Here is a 19,264-nt window from a genome sequence, read left to right on the forward strand (position 1 = left end):
CGTTCGCGACTGCGGGGCTCCGCTGCGCTGCACTCCTCGCGCTCACCGGCCCGTCCGCTCCACGCGCGCGGACCGGGCATCCTTGCGCACCTCGAAGCGGACCGGGATCCGCTCGGCCAACGCCGGCACGTGGGTGACCACGCCGACCATCCGATCGCCCCGGGCCGCCAGGTTCTCCAGGGTCGCCGCCACCGTGTCCAGGGTGGCGGCGTCGAGCGTGCCGAAACCCTCGTCCAGGACGATCGACTCCAGGCTCGCCGCCGTGGTGGACATCCCCGCCAACTGCTCGGAGAGCGCCAACGCCAGCGCCAGCGACGCCTGGAACGTCTCACCCCCGGACAGGGTGCGCACGCCGCGACGCAGCCCCGCGTCATGGTGGTCGACCACCACGAACTCGCCCTTGTCGTGCACCAGCTCGTACTGCCCGGAGGACAACTCGCGCAGGATCCCCGACGCGCCGTCGACCAACAGGTCCAGCGCCTCGGCCAGCAACCACCGCTCGAAGTTGTTGGCCCGCAGGTGCCCGGCGAGCGCGCGCGCCACCTGCGCCTCCCGCTCGTGCCCCGCCCGCTGCTCGCGCAACGTCCCGGCCTGCTCGCGACGCTCGTGCAGCCGACGCCGGTCGGCGTCGGCCCGCTCCACCGCCACCGTCGCCGCGTGCACCGGGTCGTCCCCGACCGGCACGTCGGCGGCGGCGAAGATGCCCGTGATGGCCCGCTGCACGCCGTCGGCCACCGACTCGGCCTGCGCCACGGCGGCGGCCCGACCGGCCCGCTCGGCGCGGCGGCGGTCCGCCTCGGTGGTCGCCCACTCGGTCAGCGCCGCCCACGCGGCAGCCACGTCGTCCCGATCGGTCGCCGGTGGGCCGAACCGGGCCAACCCGTCCCGGGCGGTGTCAAAGGCCCGCCACGCCGCCCGCAGCCGCTCCTCGGCGGCGTCCACAGCGGCCCGGGCCTGCCGAGCGGCCTCGCGGCCGGCCCGGACCGCTGTCGCCGCCTCCTCCAACGCGCGTCGCAGCCGGGCGTGCTCCGCCAACTCCCGGCGCAAGACGGCCGGCTCGGCCGCACCGGAGAGCTGCCCGTTCAGCTCGGCCAGCCGGGCCTCCATCTGCTCCTGCCGGGCGCGCGCCTGCACCAGCAGCCGCTCCAGCTCCCGCGCCGCCGTGTCCCGCTCCTGCACCGTCGCCTGCGCGGCCTTTGTCGCGGCCCGCGCGGCCTTGCCCGCCGCCGTCGCGGCGGCCACCGCCGAATCGGCCGGCACCGCCGGCACCACGGCCACCGGCTGCTCACACACCGGGCACGCGGCACCGGCATGCAGGTGTACCCGCAGACTCACCGCCAGGTCGGTGGCCTTCGCCTCCTCGTGCGCCCGGAAGGCCGCCTCCAGCTCGACGTCGGCCCGCTCGGCGACCACCCGCGCGGCGGCCAACGCCGCCACCGCGGCCGCGTGCTCGTCACTCGCCGCGCGTACCGTCGCCCGGACCGTGTCGGCCTCGCCGGACAGCCGATCCCGATCGTCGTACGCCCGCAGTTGCAGTCGCAGCGCGCTCTCGTCACCGGCGGCGGCCAGCTCGCCGCGCAGCTTGTCCTCCCGCTCCTCGGCCAGCGACACCCCCGCCGCAGCCGCCTCGGCGTCGGCCCGCGCCGCCGCGACCGCGCGAGCGACAGCGGTCACCCCAGCCGGCGCGCGCACCCCGGTCAGCACTGTCAGCTCGTCGTCCAGCGCGGTCAGCGCCGCCGCGGCCTCCCGTGCGGTGACCCGGGCCGCAGCCAGCTCCGGCACCGCCTCGGCCACCGCGGCCGCCAGCTCGGCCATCCGCTCCACCCGGGCGTCGGCCTCGGCCAACGCCTCGTCGTCCACGCCGGTCAACCCGGCGAGCACCTGATCGACCGCCTCCAGCCGGGCCTCCGCCTGCGCGGCGCGCGCCGTCGCCTTCTTCTGCACGTCCTCGTAGACGCCGAGGCCGAGCAGGTTGACCAGGATCTGTTGCCGAGTCGCCGGCTTGGCGTGCAGGAAGTCGGCGAACTGCCCCTGTGGCAGCACCACACAGCTGGTGAACTGCTCGTACGGCAGCCCGACCGCCTCCAGCACCGCCTGCTCCATCTCGGCGGGGGTGCCGGCCACCACCTCGCCGAGGTCGTCCGGGCTCAACCCGGTGTCCAGTTTGGTCACGTCGAAGCCGGCCGGCATCAGCTGCAACCCGGCGTTCGCGGTCTTCACGTTGCCCCGGCCGTCCCGGCGGACCACCCGGGTCGCCACGTAGCGGGCGCCGCCGGACTCGAAGACCAACCGCACCCGCGCCTCGGTCGCCGACGGCGCGAGCGCGTTCGCCAACCCCCGGGCGCCACCCCAGCGGGGCACCATGCCGTAGAGGGCGAAGCAGATCGCGTCCAGCACCGTCGACTTGCCCGAACCGGTCGGGCCGATCAGCGCGAAGAAGTCGGCGTCGGTGAAGTCGACTGTGGTCTCGTCCCGGAAGACCGTGAACCCGGCCATGTCCAACCGCATCGGACGCATCAGTGCTCGACCTCCTCGAAAAGCTCGTCGAAGAGCTCCCGGACACCCTCGTCGGCGTGGCCCCGGCTGTCCAGGTAGTCGGCGAACAACTCCCGGGGCGAACGCCCCGAGCGCTGGGCGATGCGCGCGCCGCTGCCCGGGGCGGCCAACAGCTCCGGGTCGATCCGGATCTCCAGGGCCCGGGGGAGCAGCTCCTGGATCTCCTCGCGCAGGCCGGCGCGGGGTTGCTCCCGCACGTACACCCGCAACCACGCGTCCGGTGCCTCGATCTCGGCGAGCTGGGCCAGGGTGCCCCGCACCGTCCGCAGCGCGCTCGCCGCCGTCACCGGCACCTCCCGCACCCGGGCGGCGGTGCTGGCCGTCACCTCGACCATCGTCACCGAGGGGATGTTCTCCTGCTCACCGAAGTCCACAGCGAGCGGACTGCCGCTGTACCGCACCGGGCAGGGGCCCGCGACCCGCTGCGCCCGGTGCAGGTGACCCAGCGCCACGTAGTGCGCGGTGGCCGGAAAGACGGTGGCCGGAACGGCGTAGCCCAACACGGTGTGCGCGTCGCGCTCGCCACCACCGGTGGCCGCACCGGTCACCGTCAGGTGCGCGGTGACCAGGTGCACCCGGTCCGGTTCGGTGAAACCCTCGGTCAGTCGCCCCAGCACCCGGCCCAGGTGGTCGGCGTACGTCTGGTTGGTCTCCGCGGCGGTCAGCTCGTACATCTCCAACGCGCGCACCGCGTACCGCTGGGACAGGAACGGCAACGCGGCCAGCCGCCACCGCTCGCCACCGGCGGTGGTGCCGTCGATGACGTGCTCGTCCGGATTTTCCCGCACCCCGCCGCGCAGGGTGATGCCGGCGGCGTCGGCCCACGGGCGCAGCGCGTCCAGCGCCGGGCCGTTGTCGTGGTTGCCCCCGATCGCCACCACGTCCGCGCCGGTCCGCCGCAGCGCCGTCAACGCCCTGGTGACCAGGCGGGTCGCCTCCGAGCTGGGCGCGGCGGTGTCGTAGAGGTCACCGGCGACGATCACCAGATCCGGCTGTTCGGCACGGGCGATCTCGATCACCCCGGCCAGCACGGCCTTGTGCTCGTCGGCCCGGGACTGCCCCTTGAGCACCTTTCCCACGTGCCAGTCGGAGGTGTGCAGGATCTTCATCGCTGTGCCGGCCCCTAGCTAGAACGGGATGTCGTCGTCGGTGCCGCCGCCGGAGCCCACCACGGCGAACGGGTCGGCGGACTGGGTGATCGAGCGCAGCGTCTCCGATGGTGCCCGGCCCGCCTCGGAGACCCGGGTGGCCCAGGCCGGGAACGGGAACTCCAGGCAGAGCGGCACCGGGATGTCCGGCTGGTTGACGAACATGGTGCCCGGCTTGGCCAGCAACGCCCGCTGACGCTGCGCGGGCGGGAGGAAGCCGTACTCCGGGCGGGACGCCTCGGCCGGGTCGAGCCGGCCGACCACCCGGATCGCCGAGTTGGTGACGATCCGCCGCTCCACCTCGCTCGCCGTCTGCTGCGCGCCGATCAGGATCACCCCGAGCGAACGGCCCCGTTCGGCGATGTCCAGCAGGACCTCCTTGATCGGCGAGGAGCCCTCCCGGGGGGCGTACTTGTTGAGCTCGTCGAGGACGACGAAGAGCAGCGGCTTGGCGGTGCCGGACTTCTCCTTGCGCTCGAACTCGCTCTTGAGCGTCACACCGACCACGAACCGCTGCGCGCGGTCCGGAAGGTTGTGCAGGTCGACCACGGTGACCTGGGCCGACTCGCTCGTGTTGATCGAGTGGGGGCGGCGGGTGGCGAGGTCGCCGCGGATCAGCCGGGCCAGGTCCTTCTTGCTGCCGATCAACCGCCGGGCGAACGCGTTGACGGTGCCCAGCCCCACCGCGCTGCCCGCCCAGTCGGAGCGGGTCTCGTCGTCGTTGAGCTGATCGACGATGTGGTCGACCAGATCGCCGTAGGAGCCGAGCCGGACCCCGTCGATGCTCACCCCGCCGTCGGCGGGCTGGGCGTAACGGGCCAGGTGCGCGGCCACCGAGTGGACCACCATCGTGTACTGCTGGCGCTCGTCGTCGGCGTCGGCGAAGACGTACGGCAGCAGGCGGTCGGTGCAGAACTCGCTCAGCGTCCAGTAGAAGCTGTCGACGCCGGTGAGCCGGCTGCTCACATCCGGCGTGCCGGCCGAGTCGCCGGGGCGCGGCGGGGCGTACACCCGCACGTCGGGGAACGCGCCGGCGCTCAACCCGAGCTTCGCGTACGCCGCGCGGGTGGGCTCGTCGAGGCGGGTGTTGGGGTGGTCCAGGAAGAGCAGATCCTCACCCTTGACGTTGAAGATCAGCGCCTTGGCGTTGACCGCGTCGCCGCCCAGCACGCCGGAGCGGAACACCGAGTAGAGCAGGAACGTGGCGAAGCTGGTCTTGGTGGCCACCCCGGAGATGCCGGAGATGGAGACGTGCGCACCCCGACTGCCGTCGAGGAAGTCGGCGTTGAGGTAGACCGGGACCCCGTCGCGACCCATCCCCATCGGGATGCGCCGCTCCATCCGGTCGAAGTGCAGCGCGCGGGCCCGGGCGTCCCCCTCGGCCCGGTGCACCACCGCGCCCGGGGTCGGCGGCACGTACAGCTCGGGATCGACCCGGGTGGTGGTCACCTCGGCCGCCTCCTGCACCTGCGCGGGCAGCGTGCCGTCGGCGATGGCGAACACGTCGGAGTCGAACTGGGCACCCTCGTGCCGAGCGCGGACCTGGGTGACCACCCCGGCGATCGTCACCGGCTCCCGGTCCGGCAGCTCCCGTCGCGTGACCACCACGTCGTCGAGCTGGAGGTAACTGCCGGGCGCCACGGCCGTCCAGAACTGCAACGGGGTGGCGTCGGCGGTGCCCAGCACCCGCCCGACCACCTCGCCCGGGCTGTCGAGCTCGGCGTCGGTCATCGGGCGGCTCGGGTCGGTCGGGCATCACGGTCGGCGCGCATGCCCTGCATCCTGCCCGAGGAGTACGACAGGTCGCCACGCGACGCGGCGGACGACACCATGCGCCGTCACACTCACGACGGTGGGTGTGCGATCGGGCGACGGCGGGTCACGGACGGGCGTGGCGGAGCAGGAGGACGCCGTCCTCGGCGGCGAGCACGTGGCGCAGTGGCAGGTGCCGGGGAGGTGCGGCGTCTCCCGCGGTGATCCGGCCGGGGCCGGGCCCGGCCAGTAGCGGCGAGACGGTGAGGCACAGCTCGTCCACCAGGTCGGCGGCGGTGAGTGCGCCGAACAGGTGTGGGCCGCCCTCGCAGAGCAGTTGGGTGAGCCCGCGGCGGTGCAGCTCGGCGAGGCCGGCGGCCAGGTCGACCCGCTCGGCGCCGCAGCGCAGCACGTCGGCGACGTCGGTCAGCCCGGGCGGCGGATCGGCGGCGCTGTGGGTGAGCACCACCGGGCGGGTCGGCGCGTCGGCGAAGGCGGCCTGTGCCGGATCCAGGTCGAGCGAACCGGAGACGACCACCAGCGTCGGGTACTCGGTCAGCCCGTTCTCGCGACGCCAGGCGCGGCGGCGCTCGTTGAGCCGGACCGCCCGGTACCCCTCGTGGCGGAGTGTGCCGGCGGCCACGACCAGGGCGTCGCAGGTCATCCGCAGGAGGCCGAACACCCGCTTGTCCGGTTCGCCGGAGAGCCCGGCCGAGTAGCCGTCCACGGTGACCGCGCCGTCCAGGCTGGTCACGAAGTTCATCCGCAGTCGGGGCTCGTCGGCGCGGCCGTAGAGGGCGGTCAGCGCGGCGTCGTCAAGCGGCTGTGTCGACGGCTCGGGCCAGAGCCGTCGGATCGGAATTCCGACGGTCATTCGCCGGCCGGACCGGTGACCGGAGGGGTGGGTTCGGCGGTACGGTGCTGGCAGTCGCACCAGTTCCGGCCCGGGCAGTCGTCGTGTCGCCGGGCCCGGCACGCTCGGCAGATCATGCTGGCAGCCTAAGCCGCGGGAGGACAGGACAGCATGTCGCGTCAGATCTTCCAGCTGAAGATGTCCCTCGCCGGGACCCGCCCGCCGGTGTGGCGCCGGGTGCTCGTGCCGGCCGGCTACACGCTGGACCGGCTGCACCGGGTGGTGCAGCACGCGATGGGTTGGCGGGACTGCCACCTGCACTCTTTCGAGATCGACGCGATGCAGTACGGCGAGCCGGACCCGGACGGGGAGTTGGCGTTGCACGACGAGCTGGACGTGCGGCTCGACGCGGTGCTCGGCAAGGGCAGCCGGTTCTCCTACACGTACGACTTCGGCGACTGGTGGGAACACGACCTGGTCGTGGAGGACGCGTTGACCGCCGACCCCGACGAGCGGTATCCGGTCTGCCTGACCGGCGAGCGGGCCTGCCCGCCGGAGGGTGTCGGCGGGCCGTTGGGCTACCAGGCGCTCCTGGAAGCCCTGGACGACCAGGACGCCACGGCCGACCCCGCCAGTTCCCGCCACGCGATGCTGCGCGACTGGGCGGGTTCGACCTTCGACCCGTCCCGATTCGACCCCACCCGCGCAACCACCCTCCTGCGCCGCTTCTGCTGACCGCCCCCGCCCGGCCCTCCGGGGCCGGGTGTTGTTGATCAAGAAGTTTGCGTCAGCGGCGCCACCTTTCCTGACCGAAACCTCTTGATCACCGAGGTAGGGCGGGGGGTGTGGTTGGGGTGGGTGCGGTGGGAGTGGTCAGCGGTAACGATCTGGGAACGCTCCCAACGCCCTATTGACACTCCCGTTACCCGCCGGCAATCTCATGGGAGCGCTCCCGGAGGTGGTGTGTGTCACTCACGGACCCCGGCCCGGCGCGATGAGCACCCCCCACCACACACATCAGCCTCACCACCGGAAAGAGGGGTCAGCGAATGAGTGTCACCACGCGGCGTACCCGCCTGGCGGCCGCTGCCCTGGCCGCGATCACCGCGGTCAGCGGTCTCGCAGCCTGCGGCAACGACGACGACAAGCCGGCGGCCGGCGAGAAGCCGGCCAAGCTGGTCGTCGACACCTTCGGCGAGATGGGCTACGACGAGCTCGTCAAGCAGTACGAGAAGGACACCGGCATCAAGGTCGAGCTGCGCAAGACCGCGCAGCTCGGTGAGTACCGGCCGAAGCTGGTCCGCTACCTGGCCACCGGCAAGGGCGCGGCGGACGTCACCGCCCTGGAAGAGGGCATCCTCAACGAGTTCAAGCCCAACGCGCGCAACTGGGCCGACCTCACTCCGCTGGTCGCCGACCACTCGAAGGAATTCCTGCCCTGGAAGTGGGAGCTGGGCAAGGCGCCGGACGGCCGGCTGATCGGCCTGCCGACCGACGTCGGCAGCCTCGCCGTCTGCTACCGCAAGGACCTGTTCCAGGCGGCCGGCCTGCCCGCCGAGCGCGACCAGGTGTCGGCGCTCTGGCCGGACTGGAAGGGCTTCCACGACGCCGGTCTGAAGTACAAGCAGGGCAGCGGCGGCAAGGCGTTCATCGACTCGATCACCGCCGTCTCCAACGGGGTGCTCTTCCAGGGCAACGGTGACCTGTTCTACGACAAGGAAGACAACATCATCGCGGACACCAGCCCCGCGGTGAAGAACGCCTGGGACACCGCCACCTCGATGGCGGACATCTCCGCCAAGGCGTCCACCTGGTCGCCGGAGTGGTCGGGTGGCTTCAAGCAGGGCACCTTCGCGGCGACCTTCTGCCCGTCCTGGATGCTCGGCATCGTGTCGGACAACTCCGGTCCGGCCAACAAGGGCAAGTGGGATGTCGCGTCCGTGCCGGGCGGCGGCGGTAACTGGGGCGGCTCGTGGCTCGCGGTTCCGGCGCAGAGCAAGTACCCGAGCGAGGCGGCGAAGCTCGCCGAGTACCTGACCAACGCGAGGAGCCAGGTCGAGGCCTTCAAGCTCAAGGGCCCGCTGCCCACCAACCTGGAGGCGCTGAAGAACGACGCCTTCCTCAGCTACACCAACGAGTACTTCAGCAACGCGCCGACCGGCAAGATCTTCGGGGAGAGCGTCGCCAAGATCCAGCCGATCCACCTGGGCCCGAAGCACCAGGCGGTTAAGGAGAACGCGCTCGAGCCGGCCCTGCGGGCGTTCGAGAACGGGCAGGCCGACAAGGCCAAGGCCTGGGAGCAGTTCACGAAGGACGCCAAGACTCAGGGTGCCTTCTGAGTGATTCCCTGCCGGTGGCGTTCGGGGCTTCCCGGACGCCACCGGCCGGTCCCCTCCGCGTAGCGCCCTGCGCGAGGGCCCCCGGGCCTCGCCGGAAAAGGAAACTCGCATGAGCCTGTCGGCCACGACGGCACGGCCGTCGCCAGCAGCACCGCCTTCTCCCGACGTCGACCGCCGACGTCGACGGGGAAGGTTACTCAACCGCCTCGATGTCAAGTACTCGCCGTACCTCTACATCGCCCCGTTCTTCCTGATCTTCGGCTTATTCGGGCTGTACCCGATGCTGCGTACTGCCTGGATGTCGCTGCACGACTGGGACATGATCGGCGAGCACACGTTCATCGGCTTCGACAACTACACCCGGCTGGTGTCCGACGAGTACTTCTGGAACGCGCTGGTCAACACGTTCGGCATCTTCGCCCTGTCGACCATCCCGCAGTTGTTGCTCGCCCTCTTCCTGGCGAACCTGCTCAACCGGACCCTCCTGCGCGCCAAGACCTTCTTCCGGATGGCCATCTTCATGCCGAACGTGGTGTCGGTGGCCGCGGTCGCGATCGTCTTCGGGATGTTGTTCCAGCGGGAGTTCGGCCTGTTCAACTGGCTGCTCAGCTTCGTCGGTGTCGACCCGGTCGACTGGGACGGGCACCGGTGGAGCTCCTGGACGGCCATCTCTTCCATGGTCAACTGGCGGTGGACCGGGTACAACACCCTGATCCTGCTCGCCGGCATGCAGGCGATCCCGAAGGACCTCTACGAGGCCGCGGAGATCGATGGCGCCAGCCCGTGGCGACAGTTCTGGCAGATCACCCTGCCCATGCTCAAGCCCACCTTCATCTTCGTGGTCATCCTGTCCACGATCGGCGGCATGCAGCTCTTCACCGAGCCCCTGCTCTTCGGCAACGGCAACATCATCGGCGGCAACCAGCGGGAGTTCCAGACGCTGGCCATGTACATGTACGAGATGGGCATCGTGAACCTGAACACCGCCGGCTACGGAGCAGCGGTTGCCTGGGCGATCTTCATGATCATCATCGTGGTGTCGCTGTTCAACTTCCTACTCGTCCGCCGCTCGGCGAAGTGAGGAGAGATCGATGATCTCGGCTTCCCAGCGTCTGTGGCGCACCAGCCCGCTGACCTACCTGGCGCTCGTCCTGGCGGCGCTGCTGTCGATCTACCCGTTCTACTACATGCTGGTGATCGGCAGTCGCAGCCTGGACAACATCAACGACGTGCCGCCGCCGCTGACCCCCGGTGGCGCGTTCGGTGACAACTTCGGGCGGGTGCTCGACAACGACGCCGCCAACTTCCTCACCGGCATGATGAACTCGATCATCGTCTCCTCGGTGGTCACCGTGTCGGTGGTGCTCACCGGTTCACTGGCGGGGTTCGCCTTCGCCAAGCTGAAGTTCCGGGGCAGCAACGCCCTCCTGCTGGCGATCATCGTCACCATGATGATCCCGACCCAGATGGGCCTCATCCCGCTCTGGTCCATGATGCAGGACCTGGGATGGTACGACACCCTCTACGCGGTCACCGTGCCGTTCCTGGTCAGCGCCTTCGGCGTGTTCATGATGCGGCAGTACGCCAGCCAGGCCATCTCCGACGAGCTGATCGAGGCCGGCCGCGTCGACGGGGCGAGCACGTTCCGGATCTACTGGAGCATCGTGCTGCCCGCGCTACGTCCCGCCGCCGGCGTGCTCGGTCTGCTGACCTTCATGGAGACCTGGAACTCGTTCATCTGGCCGTACGCCATCCTCACCCCGGAGAACCCGACCCTCCAGGTCTCGCTCTCCTTCCTCTCGTACGCCTACTACACCGACTACTCCCAGGTGTTCGCCGCCACGGCGATCGGCACCATCCCCCTGGTAATCGTCTTTCTCGTGTTCGGCCGCCAGATCATCGGCGGGATCATGGAAGGTGCCGTCAAGTCGTGAGCAACCCCGCCAGCCCACCCGCCGTCGACGTCCTCGACGAGCGCCCCGGGCTGACCTTTCCACCCGGATTTCTCTGGGGGGCCGCGACGGCGGCGTACCAGATCGAGGGGGCGGCGGCCGTGGACGGCCGCGCCCCGTCGATCTGGGACACCTTCAGCCACACCGAGGGTCGGGTCGTCGCCGGGCACACCGGGGACGTCGCGTGCGACCACTACCACCGCCTCGGCGACGACGTCGCGCTGATGGCCGAGCTGGGCCTGAAGTCGTACCGTTTCTCGGTCTCCTGGTCCCGGGTGCAGCCCACCGGCACCGGCGCGGCCAACCCGGGCGGCCTGGACTTCTACCGGCGACTGGTGGACGAGCTGCTGGCCAACGGCATCGAGCCGTGGCTCACCCTCTACCACTGGGACCTGCCGCAGCCGTTGGAAGACGCCGGCGGCTGGCCGGCGCGGGACACCGCCGCCCGGTTCGCCGACTACACGACGCTGGTGGCCGACGCGCTCGGTGACCGGGTGCGCTACTGGACCACGCTGAACGAGCCGTGGTGCTCGGCGTTCCTCGGCTACGGCTCCGGCGTGCACGCCCCCGGCCGCACCGACGGAGCGGACGCGGTGCGTGCCGGACACCACCTGATGCTCGGTCACGGCCTGGCCGTGCAGGCACTGCGGGCCGCCCGCCCGGCCGCCGAGGTGGGCGTGACCGTCAACCTCTACCCGGTCGACCCGGCCAGTGACAGTCCCGCCGACTCCGACGCCGCCCGGCGGATCGACGGCTTGGCCAACCGGTTCTTCCTGGATCCGCTATTGCGCGGGTCGTACCCGGAGGACCTGGTGGCCGACCTCAGCACGGTGACCGACTTCGAGCACGTGCGCGACGGCGACCTGGCGACCATCTCCACGCCGCTGGACCTGGTCGGGGTCAACTACTACAGCCGCCACGTGGTCGCCGCGCCGGTCGAGGGCGTGGCGGCCGACCCGGCCCCCTCGTGCTGGCCGGGCAGCGAGGACGTCCGGTTCGTCACCCGTGGCGTTCCGGTCACCGACATGGGCTGGGAGATCGACGCCCCGGGTCTGACCGAGACGCTGCGTCGGGTGAACGGCTACACCGACCTGCCCCTGTACGTCACCGAAAACGGTTCCGCGTTCGTCGACTCGGTGGTCGACGGGCAGGTCGACGACGTCGACCGGCTGGCCTACTTCGACGCCCACCTGCGCGCCGCCCACGAGGCGATCGACGCCGGAGTGCCTCTGCGGGGATACTTTGCCTGGTCGCTGATGGATAATTTCGAATGGGCCTGGGGTTACACCAAGCGGTTCGGCATGATCCACGTCGACTACGACAGCCAGGTTCGCACCCCCAAGTCCAGCGCCAAGTGGTACGCCTCGGTGATCCGGCGCAACGGTCTGGCCGCACAATAGGCTCGGGCCAGCCATCAGGACGGCCCCGGCGTCCACCTCTCGCAGGTGGCGCCGGGTCCGCCCGCCGTCGGAGGAGCAGACGATGACAACGCAGCGCACCCGGTCGCTCGGGCGCCCGACCCTCGACGCGGTCGCGGCGCGTGCCGGCGTCGGTCGGGGCACGGTCTCCCGCGTGGTCAACGGCTCGCCCCAGGTCAGCCCGGAGGCCCGGGCCGCGGTCCAACAGGCCATCGCAGAGCTGGGGTACGTGCCGAACCGGGCCGCCCGTGCGCTCGTCACCCAGCGGACCGACTCCGTCGCGCTGGTGGTGTCCGAATCCGGCGAGCGGGTCTTCACCGAGCCGTTCTTCGCCAGCATCGTGCGGGGGATCAGCTCCGGGCTGCTGGAGACGCCGATGCAGCTCTGGCTGGCCATGGCCCAGTCGCCGGTGGAACGGGAGCGGGTCGAGCACCACCTCACCAACCAGCACGTCGACGGCGTACTGCTGCTGTCGTTGCACGACTCCGACCCGCTGCCGACGTTGCTGGAGGAGCGCGGCCTGCCGGCCGTGCTCGGCGGTCGGCCCGCCCGGATGCTGCAACCCGGCGCCCAACCGGCCTGGTTTGTCGACGTGGACAACGTTGGCGGGGCCCGGCAGGCGGTGGAGTACCTGGCCCGGCAGGGGCGGCGGCGCATCGCCACCATCGCCGGAACGCAGGACATGGGCGTCGGCCTGGCCCGGCTGACCGGCTACACCGAGGCGGTCAAGGCCACCGGGGCCGGCGTCAACCCCGACCTGATCGCGTACGGCGACTTCAGCGAGGGCAGCGGCGCGGCCGCCATGCGTCGCCTGCTGGACGCCTGTCCGGACCTGGACGCGGTCTTCGTCGCCTCCGACCTCATGGCGTTCGGTGCGCTGCGTACCCTGCGCGAGGCCGGCCGGCGGGTGCCGCAGGACGTCGCGGTGATCGGCTTCGACGACGCGACGATCGCCCTGCGGGCGGAGCCGCCGTTGACCACTGTGTTCCAGCCGGTGGAGGAGATGGGCCGGCAGATGGCCCGCCTGCTGGTGGCCCGGATCCGTGGCGAGGAGCTACCCGCCTCCCACATCCTCCTGGACACCCAACTGGTCCACCGAGCCTCCGCCTAACCCACCACCACCCCCACACGGGAAGGGGGTTACGGGGTCCAGCGGCGGAGTTCGCGCTTGGCCAGGGAGTTGCGGTGCACCTCGTCGGGGCCGTCGGCGAGGCGCAGGGTGCGGGTTTGCGCCCAGAGGGCGGCCAGTGGCGTGTCCTGGCTGACACCGGCGCCGCCGTAGGCCTGGATGGCCTTGTCGATCACCCACTCCGCCATGGCCGGCGTGCCGATCTTGATGGCCTGGATCTCGGTGTGCGCGCCCTTGTTACCGACGGTGTCCATCAGCCAGGCCGTCTTGAGCACCAGCAGCCGGGCCTGCTCGATGCGGACCCGGGACTCGGCGATCCACTCCCGGACCACGCCCTGCTCGGCCAGCGGTCGGCCGAACGCGATCCGTTCGTTGGCGCGGCGGCAGAGCAGCTCCAATGCCCGCTCAGCCATTCCGATCAATCGCATGCAGTGGTGGATCCGGCCGGGCCCCAGCCGGGCCTGGGCGATGGCGAAGCCGGTGCCCTCGGCGCCGATCAGGTTCTCCGCTGGCACCCGGACCTCGGTGAAGTCGATCTCGGCGTGCCCGCCGTGAGAACCGTCGGTGTAGCCGAAGACGGTCATGCCCCGGCGCACTGTCACCCCGGGGGTGTCCCGGGGGACCAGCACCATGCTCTGCTGGCGGTGCCGGTCGGCGGCGGGGTCGGTCTTGCCCATCACGATGAAGATCTCGCAGCGCGGGTCCATGGCCCCGGACGACCACCACTTCCGTCCGTTGATCACGTACTCGTCGCCGTCGCGGGTGATCCGGGTGGCGATGTTCGTGGCGTCGGAGGACGCGACGTCGGGCTCGGTCATGCAGAACGCCGAGCGGATCTCACCCTCCAGCAGCGGCATCAGCCAGCGCTTCTGCTGCGCCTCCGAACCGAACTCGGCCAGCAGCTCCATGTTGCCGGTGTCCGGTGCCGCGCAGTTGACCGCCTCCGGCGCGAGGTGCGGGCTGCGCCCGGTCAGCTCGGCCAGGGGAGCGTACTGGAGGTTGGTCAGACCGGCGCCGTAGCGCGGGTCGGGCAGGAAGAGGTTCCACAGGCCGCGCTTGCGGGCCTCCGCCTTCAGCTCGGCCAACACCGGGGTACGCGACCACGGGTCCCCGGTGGCCACCTGCTCGGCGTGCACGGCCTCGGCCGGGTAGACGTGCTCGGTCAGGAACCGGGTCACCTCGGCGCGCAGTTCCTCGGTCCGGCTGTCGTATGAGAAGTCCATCACCGCTCCCTGGCGGCGGTCAGCCCGTGCGCGACCAGCGGTGCCACCATCTCGCCGATCCGGTCGAAGCCCTCGCCGAGCGTCTGCCCGAGCGTGTGGCGGTAGTGGATGCCCTCGCAGATGACAGCGAGCTTGAAGCAGCCCAGCGCCACGTGCCAGTGCAGCGGCCCGACGTCGACATCGCTGCGACCGGCGTACCTGTCGATCAGCTCGCCGCCGGTGGGAAAGCCGGCGCGCGGGCCGAGCCCGTCGGCGACGGGGTTGCCCGCGGCGGTGTCGCTGCCACCGAGCACGTCCCAGTACGTCAGTAGTAGCCCCAGGTCGGCGAGGGGGTCGCCGAGGGTGGCCATCTCCCAGTCGAGCACCGCGTGCACGGCGACCGGGTCGGCCGAGGCGAGGAGGTTGTCCAGTCGGTAGTCGCCGTGCACGATCCGGCCGGCGTTCGCGCCCTCCGGGGCGGTCGCCGCGAGCAGGTCACGCAGCTCGTCGATGCCGGGCAGCGGGCGGCTGCGGGAGCGGTCGAGCTGCCCGGCCCAGCGGCGGACCTGCCGGGCGAGGTAGCCCTCGGGGCGGCCGAAGTCAGCCAACCCGACGCTGGACGGGTCGACACTGTGCAGCGCGGCGAGCGTGTCCATCATCGCCATGGCGAGGGCCCGGCGACGCTCGTCGCCCAGCGGGTCGGTCTGCGCGCGGGTGCGGAACACCTCGCCGGGCATCCGCTCCATGAGGTAGAACGGCGCGCCGATCACCTCGGGGTCGGTGCAGAGCAGCAGCGCGCCCGGGACCGGCACCTCGGTCGGCGCCAGCGCCGAGATGACCCGGAACTCGCGTGCCATGTCGTGCGCGGTCGCCAGCACGTGCCCCAGCGGTGGGCGGCGCAGCACCACCTCGCGGTCGCCGAGGCGCAGCAGGTAGGTGAGGTTGGACTTGCCGCCCGCGATCAGCTGGGCGCGCAGCGGCCCGACGGCCAGCTCGGGTCGGTGCGTTGCCAGATGGTCGGCGAGACGGTCCAGGGCCAGCCCCGCCGGGGAGACGGAATCGGCCCTCGGCCGTGACGCGTCGACGGCCGGATCGCTCATCCGACTAGTTGATGGCAGCCCGCTCACGTTGTCAAGGTCAGAATTTCCGCTCGGGACATGCCCCTGCAACAGGGACGAAATGGTCAACTACCAGGCTGGGGTCAGCCTGCCGGCCGCTCTTTTTGCCGGCCCGCCGAGCGGAGGGACAGACATGTTGCTGCGAGTTCGGGTCACCCTGCCGGACCGTCCGGGCACCCTCGGTCAGGTCGCCCGCACCTTGGGCGTCTCCGGGGCGGACATCGTCCAGGTGGTGGTCCTCGAACGGCTCGGCGGGCGTGCCGTGGACGACTTCACTGTCGTCTGGCCGGGCGCGGCGCGGGTGGAGCGGCTGCTGGCTGGCCTCGCGGCGATCCCCGGAGTGCGGGTGGACGGTGTGTGGCGGGCGATCGGCGCGCCCACCACCACCGGCCAGGACGCGGAGCTGTTGGCCCAGGTCGCGGCCAACCCGGCCGACGGGTTGGCCACCCTGGTCGACGCGGTGCCGGGGCTGCTGGCCGCCGACTGGGCCGTGGCCGCCGTGGTGCCGGTCGACTGGGCCTCGCGGAGCGGGGGCGGTGGGGCGACAGTGGGGCACGCGAGCTGGCGTGCCCCCGTACCCCCGCGGTTGCCGGAGGTGACCCCGCTGCGCGGCCGGTCGATGACCACGCCCGACGGCACCCACCACGCGATCGCGCCGTTCGGCCGGGCGGGCCTGGTGCTGGTGGTGGCCCGTGAACGCAGCGAGACCCTCTCCGCCGCGGCGTTCCACAGCACCGAGGTGGATCGGCTCACCCAGCTCGTCCGCGCCTGCGCGGTGATCCTCGGTGACCGACTCGATCTCGTCGGCGCGCCGCCGGTGGTCGCCGGCCCCTGAGCGACCCGAGGAGTTCCCGGGCCGACACCGCCGGGCAACCGGGCGGCAACAGGCGGGGATGAGGCTCTTACCGGGGAAGGGAGCCAACCATGACGTTGTGGCGGATCCGAGCGACTGTGGACGACCGACCGGGTTACCTGTCGGTGCTCACGGCGAGCCTCGCGCTGCGTGGGGTCAACATCCTCACCGTGCAGGTGCAGCCCACCGAGCAGGGCGCGGTGGACGATTTCCTGGTCGACGCGCCGGACGCGCTCGACGAGGCCGAGCTGATCGCCGCGGTCGAGCGTGGTCGGGGCCGGGACTGCTGGGTGGCGCGCAGTGAGGCGCGTGGTCTGGCCGACCAGCCCACCCGGGTGCTCGGGCTGGCCAACCGGCTGGTGCGTGACCCGGACGCGACGGGCGAGGCGTTGCGGACCCTGCTCGCCGCCGACGTCGTCAGTTGGCGACCGGCGTCGGTGGGCGGCGAGCGGGGGATCACCGGGGCCGCCATGCTGTTGGCCGACCCGGCGGGCGGTTCGTTCGCGCTGCGCCGGGCCGCGCCCGACTTCACCCCGGCGGAGTACGCGCGGGCGCAGGCCCTTGTCGAGCTGGCCGCCACAGTGGCGCGCCGGGCCGCCGAACAGGTCACAGTGGTGCTGCCCGACGGCGCGGAGGTGGCCGTCCGGCCGGCCAGCGCCCACGATCTGTCCGGCGTGGCGGAGCTGCACGAGGCGTGCTCACCCCGTACTCGGCAGCGGCGTTACCTGGGCGGCGCGGCGCTGCCGCAGCCGGCCCGCCTGCGTCGACTGCTGGAGCCGAGCCGAGGGCTGACGCTGATCGCCAGCACCACCGGCGCCGACGGCACTGCCGAGTCGGTGGTCGCCATGGCGAACCTGCTCGGCGAGGGCGACGAGGCCGAGGTGGCGCTGCTGGTGCGAGACGACTGGCAGCGGCGCGGGCTCGGCTCGGCGTTGCTGCGCCGGGTGGTCCAGCACGCCGACCGGTCCGGGTACGCGGCGCTGGTGTTGCACGTGCAGGCCACCAACGACCCGATGCTGCGTACGCTGCACCGGCTGGGCAGGCCCGCCGCGACGGAGCGCGACGGTGGGCTGCTCACCCTCACCGTCCCGCTCGCTGTCGCCGCGCCGGCGGACCGGAAGGCCGCGTTCGTCACGCCGGGCGTCTAGGGCCCGACGAGGGCCCCTTGTGCGCGCCAGCGTCCACAAGGGGGACTCTCCCGTTGCGGTGCTCAGGTGGTGGGGTAGCTGTTGTAGTCGGGGAAGTTGCCGTAGAGCCGCCTGTCGCCACCGACGGTGACTGCCTGCACCAGCAGGTCGCCGCCGACGAACGCGCCCTTCCAGGAGGCGCCCCGGCCGCCGAACGGTTCGTCCCGGTCACCGCGTGAGCGTGGTTTGTTGATGCCCACCTTGAACGCCTGAAGGTCCACGGCGAGCTTGCCGGCCTCGTCGGTGTCGTCGGAGGCCAGCGACGCCACCAGCGCACCGTTGGAGGCGTTCATGGCGGCCAGCAGCTCGTCGGTGGTGTCCACCACGACGATCGTGTCGACCGGACCGAACGGCTCGGCGTGCATCAGCCGGGACCGTCCGGGCGGGGCGAGCAGCACCGACGGTGCCACGTACGCCGAGGTGTCCTGCCCGGGCAGGAACGGCGCGCCGGTGAGCTTGCCCCGGTGCAGTGGGATCGCGCCGCCGCGGACCGCCTCGTCGACGGTGCGGCGTAGCTCGTCGGCCTTGGCGGCGCTGATCAGCGGACCGAAGTCCAGCTCGGGCAGCGGGTCACCGGTGGCCCAGTCGTCGCCGACGGCGAGCGGGTGACCGAAGCGGACCGAGCGGACGACCGGCAGGTACATGTCGAGGAATTCGTCGACCAGGTCGCGTTGCACCACGAACCGGGGGTACGCGGTGCAGCGCTGCTTGCCGTACTCGAAGCCCTTCCTGAGGTGCGTGGCGAGTAGGTCCCACTGGGAGAAGTTCCAGATGCCCCAGGCGTTGAGACCTTCCTGCTCGATGAAGTGCCGCTTGTCGCTGTCGAGCAGCGCGGCGGCCACCTTGCCGCCGTTGGACCGACCGCCGACGAACGCCACAGCGCCGATCTCGGGTGCCCGGACCAGCACCTCGGACAGCTCCCCGCCGCTGCCGGAGACGAGTGTGGCGGGCAGCCCGGCCCGGCGCATCAGCGCGTGCGCGACGGTCAGGCACACCGCGCCGCCCTGGGACGGAGTCTTGGCGATGACCGCGTTGCCGGCCAGGAGCTGCACCAGCTCGGCGTGCACCAGCACGCTCATCGGGTAGTTCCACGACGCGATGTTGCTGACCGGGCCGGGCAGCGGCTCGCGGCCGTCGGCGAGCATCCGGTCGATCTCGCCCGCGTACCAGCGGACGCCGTCGAGCGCCCGGTCCACGTCGGCGCAGGCCAGCCGCCACGGCTTGCCGATCTCCCACACCAGCAGCAGGGCGAGCAGGTCGCGGTGGGCGGTGAGCGAGTCCAGGGCCTCGGCGACCCGGGCCTTGCGGTCGGCCAGCGGGGTCTGGGCCCAGGCCCGGTGCGCGGCGGCGGCGTGGGCGACCGCGGCGCGCGCGGTGGTCGCGTCGACCCGGGGCAGGTTGATGAGGACGGTGTTGTCCACCGGGGTGCGGACCGGGGTGGGCTGGCCGACCGCCCGCCATTCGCCCTCGACCAGGTTGTGCAGTGTGGTGACGCCGTCTACCTCGGCGCCGAACGCCTCCGGGGTGGCGGCCACCGCGCGGGCCAGGATGTCGGTCCAGGCGGTGTCGTCGGCGAGTCGTGGTGCCATCGCTTCTCCTCAGGGTTGACCAGGGAGCGGCGGCGTCGACGGCACCGCTGGTGAGCGGTACTGTCTCGCGCTTGGTAGTGGGTCAGCAACAGTACGTTCGTCTGGCTGGCCGCCGGAGCGCTCGAACACCGCGACAGTCTTCGCGGAGGCTCCCGTCGTGAGCTGCGC

15 protein-coding genes are annotated in these 19,264 nt (G+C 71.7%); 8 read left to right on the forward strand and 7 right to left on the reverse strand.

Annotated features, from left to right (window positions below):
- Positions 1-42: 42 nt before the first annotated feature.
- The 4 genes from PSH03_RS28405 to PSH03_RS28420 form a co-directional block, all read right to left on the reverse strand.
- Positions 43-2,517 (reverse strand): AAA family ATPase, encoded by a 2,475-nt coding sequence (locus PSH03_RS28405; RefSeq protein ID WP_238690925.1) that lies wholly within the window; start codon positions 2,515-2,517, stop codon positions 43-45.
- On the reverse strand, positions 2,517-3,665 hold the full coding sequence (locus PSH03_RS28410) for an exonuclease SbcCD subunit D (protein WP_112675573.1): 1,149 nt from the start codon (positions 3,663-3,665) through the stop codon (positions 2,517-2,519). The genes PSH03_RS28405 and PSH03_RS28410 overlap by 1 nt, the downstream gene beginning before the upstream one ends.
- Positions 3,666-3,683: 18 nt before the next feature.
- A complete protein-coding gene (locus PSH03_RS28415) occupies positions 3,684-5,435 on the reverse strand; it encodes an ATP-binding protein (protein WP_238690926.1) in 1,752 nt (583 codons plus the stop codon).
- A 148-nt stretch (positions 5,436-5,583) separates the two neighbouring features.
- Positions 5,584-6,330, reverse strand: coding sequence for a pyrimidine reductase family protein (locus PSH03_RS28420; RefSeq protein ID WP_238690927.1), 747 nt, complete (start codon positions 6,328-6,330; stop codon positions 5,584-5,586).
- Between the two features lie 150 nt (positions 6,331-6,480).
- On the opposite strand from PSH03_RS28420, the gene PSH03_RS28425 reads away from it, so the two are divergent.
- The 6 genes from PSH03_RS28425 (at position 6,481) to PSH03_RS28450 (ending at position 13,129) form a co-directional block, all read left to right on the forward strand.
- A complete protein-coding gene (locus PSH03_RS28425; RefSeq protein WP_210783183.1) occupies positions 6,481-7,044 on the forward strand; it encodes a plasmid pRiA4b ORF-3 family protein in 564 nt (187 codons plus the stop codon).
- A gap of 314 nt (positions 7,045-7,358) precedes the next feature.
- Positions 7,359-8,648, forward strand: a complete 1,290-nt coding sequence (locus PSH03_RS28430) for an ABC transporter substrate-binding protein (protein WP_238690928.1) — start codon at positions 7,359-7,361, stop codon at positions 8,646-8,648.
- 109 nt (positions 8,649-8,757) lie between these two features.
- Entirely contained in the window at positions 8,758-9,729 is a 972-nt protein-coding gene (locus tag PSH03_RS28435) for a carbohydrate ABC transporter permease (RefSeq protein ID WP_210783186.1), read from the forward strand.
- 10 nt (positions 9,730-9,739) lie between these two features.
- Complete coding sequence (locus PSH03_RS28440) at positions 9,740-10,582, forward strand: carbohydrate ABC transporter permease (protein ID WP_210783187.1); 843 nt, start codon at positions 9,740-9,742, stop codon at positions 10,580-10,582.
- Positions 10,579-12,000 (forward strand): GH1 family beta-glucosidase, encoded by a 1,422-nt coding sequence (locus PSH03_RS28445; RefSeq protein ID WP_238690929.1) that lies wholly within the window; start codon positions 10,579-10,581, stop codon positions 11,998-12,000. The genes PSH03_RS28440 and PSH03_RS28445 overlap by 4 nt, the downstream gene beginning before the upstream one ends.
- A gap of 82 nt (positions 12,001-12,082) precedes the next feature.
- Entirely contained in the window at positions 12,083-13,129 is a 1,047-nt protein-coding gene (locus PSH03_RS28450) for a LacI family DNA-binding transcriptional regulator (protein WP_210783191.1), read from the forward strand.
- A 29-nt stretch (positions 13,130-13,158) separates the two neighbouring features.
- Here PSH03_RS28450 and PSH03_RS28455 read toward each other — a convergent pair whose 3' ends face one another.
- Both PSH03_RS28455 and PSH03_RS28460 read right to left on the reverse strand, forming a co-directional pair.
- On the reverse strand, positions 13,159-14,370 hold the full coding sequence (locus tag PSH03_RS28455) for an acyl-CoA dehydrogenase family protein (RefSeq protein ID WP_238690930.1): 1,212 nt from the start codon (positions 14,368-14,370) through the stop codon (positions 13,159-13,161).
- Positions 14,370-15,449 (reverse strand): phosphotransferase family protein, encoded by a 1,080-nt coding sequence (locus PSH03_RS28460; protein ID WP_210783195.1) that lies wholly within the window; start codon positions 15,447-15,449, stop codon positions 14,370-14,372. Before PSH03_RS28460 ends, PSH03_RS28455 begins: the two co-directional genes overlap by 1 nt.
- 151 nt (positions 15,450-15,600) lie before the next feature.
- Here PSH03_RS28460 and PSH03_RS28465 point away from each other — a divergent pair, with 151 nt between their 5' ends.
- A complete protein-coding gene (locus PSH03_RS28465) occupies positions 15,601-16,302 on the forward strand; it encodes an ACT domain-containing protein (RefSeq protein ID WP_238678849.1) in 702 nt (233 codons plus the stop codon).
- An 89-nt stretch (positions 16,303-16,391) separates the two neighbouring features.
- Complete coding sequence (locus tag PSH03_RS28470) at positions 16,392-17,468, forward strand: GNAT family N-acetyltransferase (RefSeq protein WP_238690931.1); 1,077 nt, start codon at positions 16,392-16,394, stop codon at positions 17,466-17,468.
- A 62-nt stretch (positions 17,469-17,530) separates the two neighbouring features.
- Here PSH03_RS28470 and PSH03_RS28475 read toward each other — a convergent pair whose 3' ends face one another.
- Positions 17,531-19,096, reverse strand: a complete 1,566-nt coding sequence (locus tag PSH03_RS28475) for an aldehyde dehydrogenase family protein (RefSeq protein WP_238690932.1) — start codon at positions 19,094-19,096, stop codon at positions 17,531-17,533.
- Positions 19,097-19,264 lie beyond the last annotated feature (168 nt).

It is taken from the genome of Micromonospora salmantinae (assembly GCF_022230905.1).
Classification (GTDB): domain Bacteria; phylum Actinomycetota; class Actinomycetes; order Mycobacteriales; family Micromonosporaceae; genus Micromonospora; species Micromonospora salmantinae.

What these genes read in the sequence shown, in the direction of transcription:
- PSH03_RS28405 (WP_238690925.1), bottom strand. Translation starts at nt 2,517, where the DNA reads ATGCGTCCGATGCGGTTGGACATGGCCGGGTTCACGGTCTTCCGGGAC.
- PSH03_RS28410 (WP_112675573.1), bottom strand. Translation starts at nt 3,665, where the DNA reads ATGAAGATCCTGCACACCTCCGACTGGCACGTGGGAAAGGTGCTCAAG.
- PSH03_RS28415 (WP_238690926.1), bottom strand. Translation starts at nt 5,435, where the DNA reads ATGACCGACGCCGAGCTCGACAGCCCGGGCGAGGTGGTCGGGCGGGTG.
- PSH03_RS28420 (WP_238690927.1), bottom strand. Translation starts at nt 6,330, where the DNA reads ATGACCGTCGGAATTCCGATCCGACGGCTCTGGCCCGAGCCGTCGACA.
- PSH03_RS28425 (WP_210783183.1), top strand. Translation starts at nt 6,481, where the DNA reads ATGTCGCGTCAGATCTTCCAGCTGAAGATGTCCCTCGCCGGGACCCGC.
- PSH03_RS28430 (WP_238690928.1), top strand. Translation starts at nt 7,359, where the DNA reads ATGAGTGTCACCACGCGGCGTACCCGCCTGGCGGCCGCTGCCCTGGCC.
- PSH03_RS28435 (WP_210783186.1), top strand. Translation starts at nt 8,758, where the DNA reads ATGAGCCTGTCGGCCACGACGGCACGGCCGTCGCCAGCAGCACCGCCT.
- PSH03_RS28440 (WP_210783187.1), top strand. Translation starts at nt 9,740, where the DNA reads ATGATCTCGGCTTCCCAGCGTCTGTGGCGCACCAGCCCGCTGACCTAC.
- PSH03_RS28450 (WP_210783191.1), top strand. Translation starts at nt 12,083, where the DNA reads ATGACAACGCAGCGCACCCGGTCGCTCGGGCGCCCGACCCTCGACGCG.
- PSH03_RS28455 (WP_238690930.1), bottom strand. Translation starts at nt 14,370, where the DNA reads ATGGACTTCTCATACGACAGCCGGACCGAGGAACTGCGCGCCGAGGTG.
- PSH03_RS28460 (WP_210783195.1), bottom strand. Translation starts at nt 15,449, where the DNA reads ATGAGCGATCCGGCCGTCGACGCGTCACGGCCGAGGGCCGATTCCGTC.
- PSH03_RS28465 (WP_238678849.1), top strand. Translation starts at nt 15,601, where the DNA reads ATGTTGCTGCGAGTTCGGGTCACCCTGCCGGACCGTCCGGGCACCCTC.
- PSH03_RS28470 (WP_238690931.1), top strand. Translation starts at nt 16,392, where the DNA reads ATGACGTTGTGGCGGATCCGAGCGACTGTGGACGACCGACCGGGTTAC.
- PSH03_RS28475 (WP_238690932.1), bottom strand. Translation starts at nt 19,096, where the DNA reads ATGGCACCACGACTCGCCGACGACACCGCCTGGACCGACATCCTGGCC.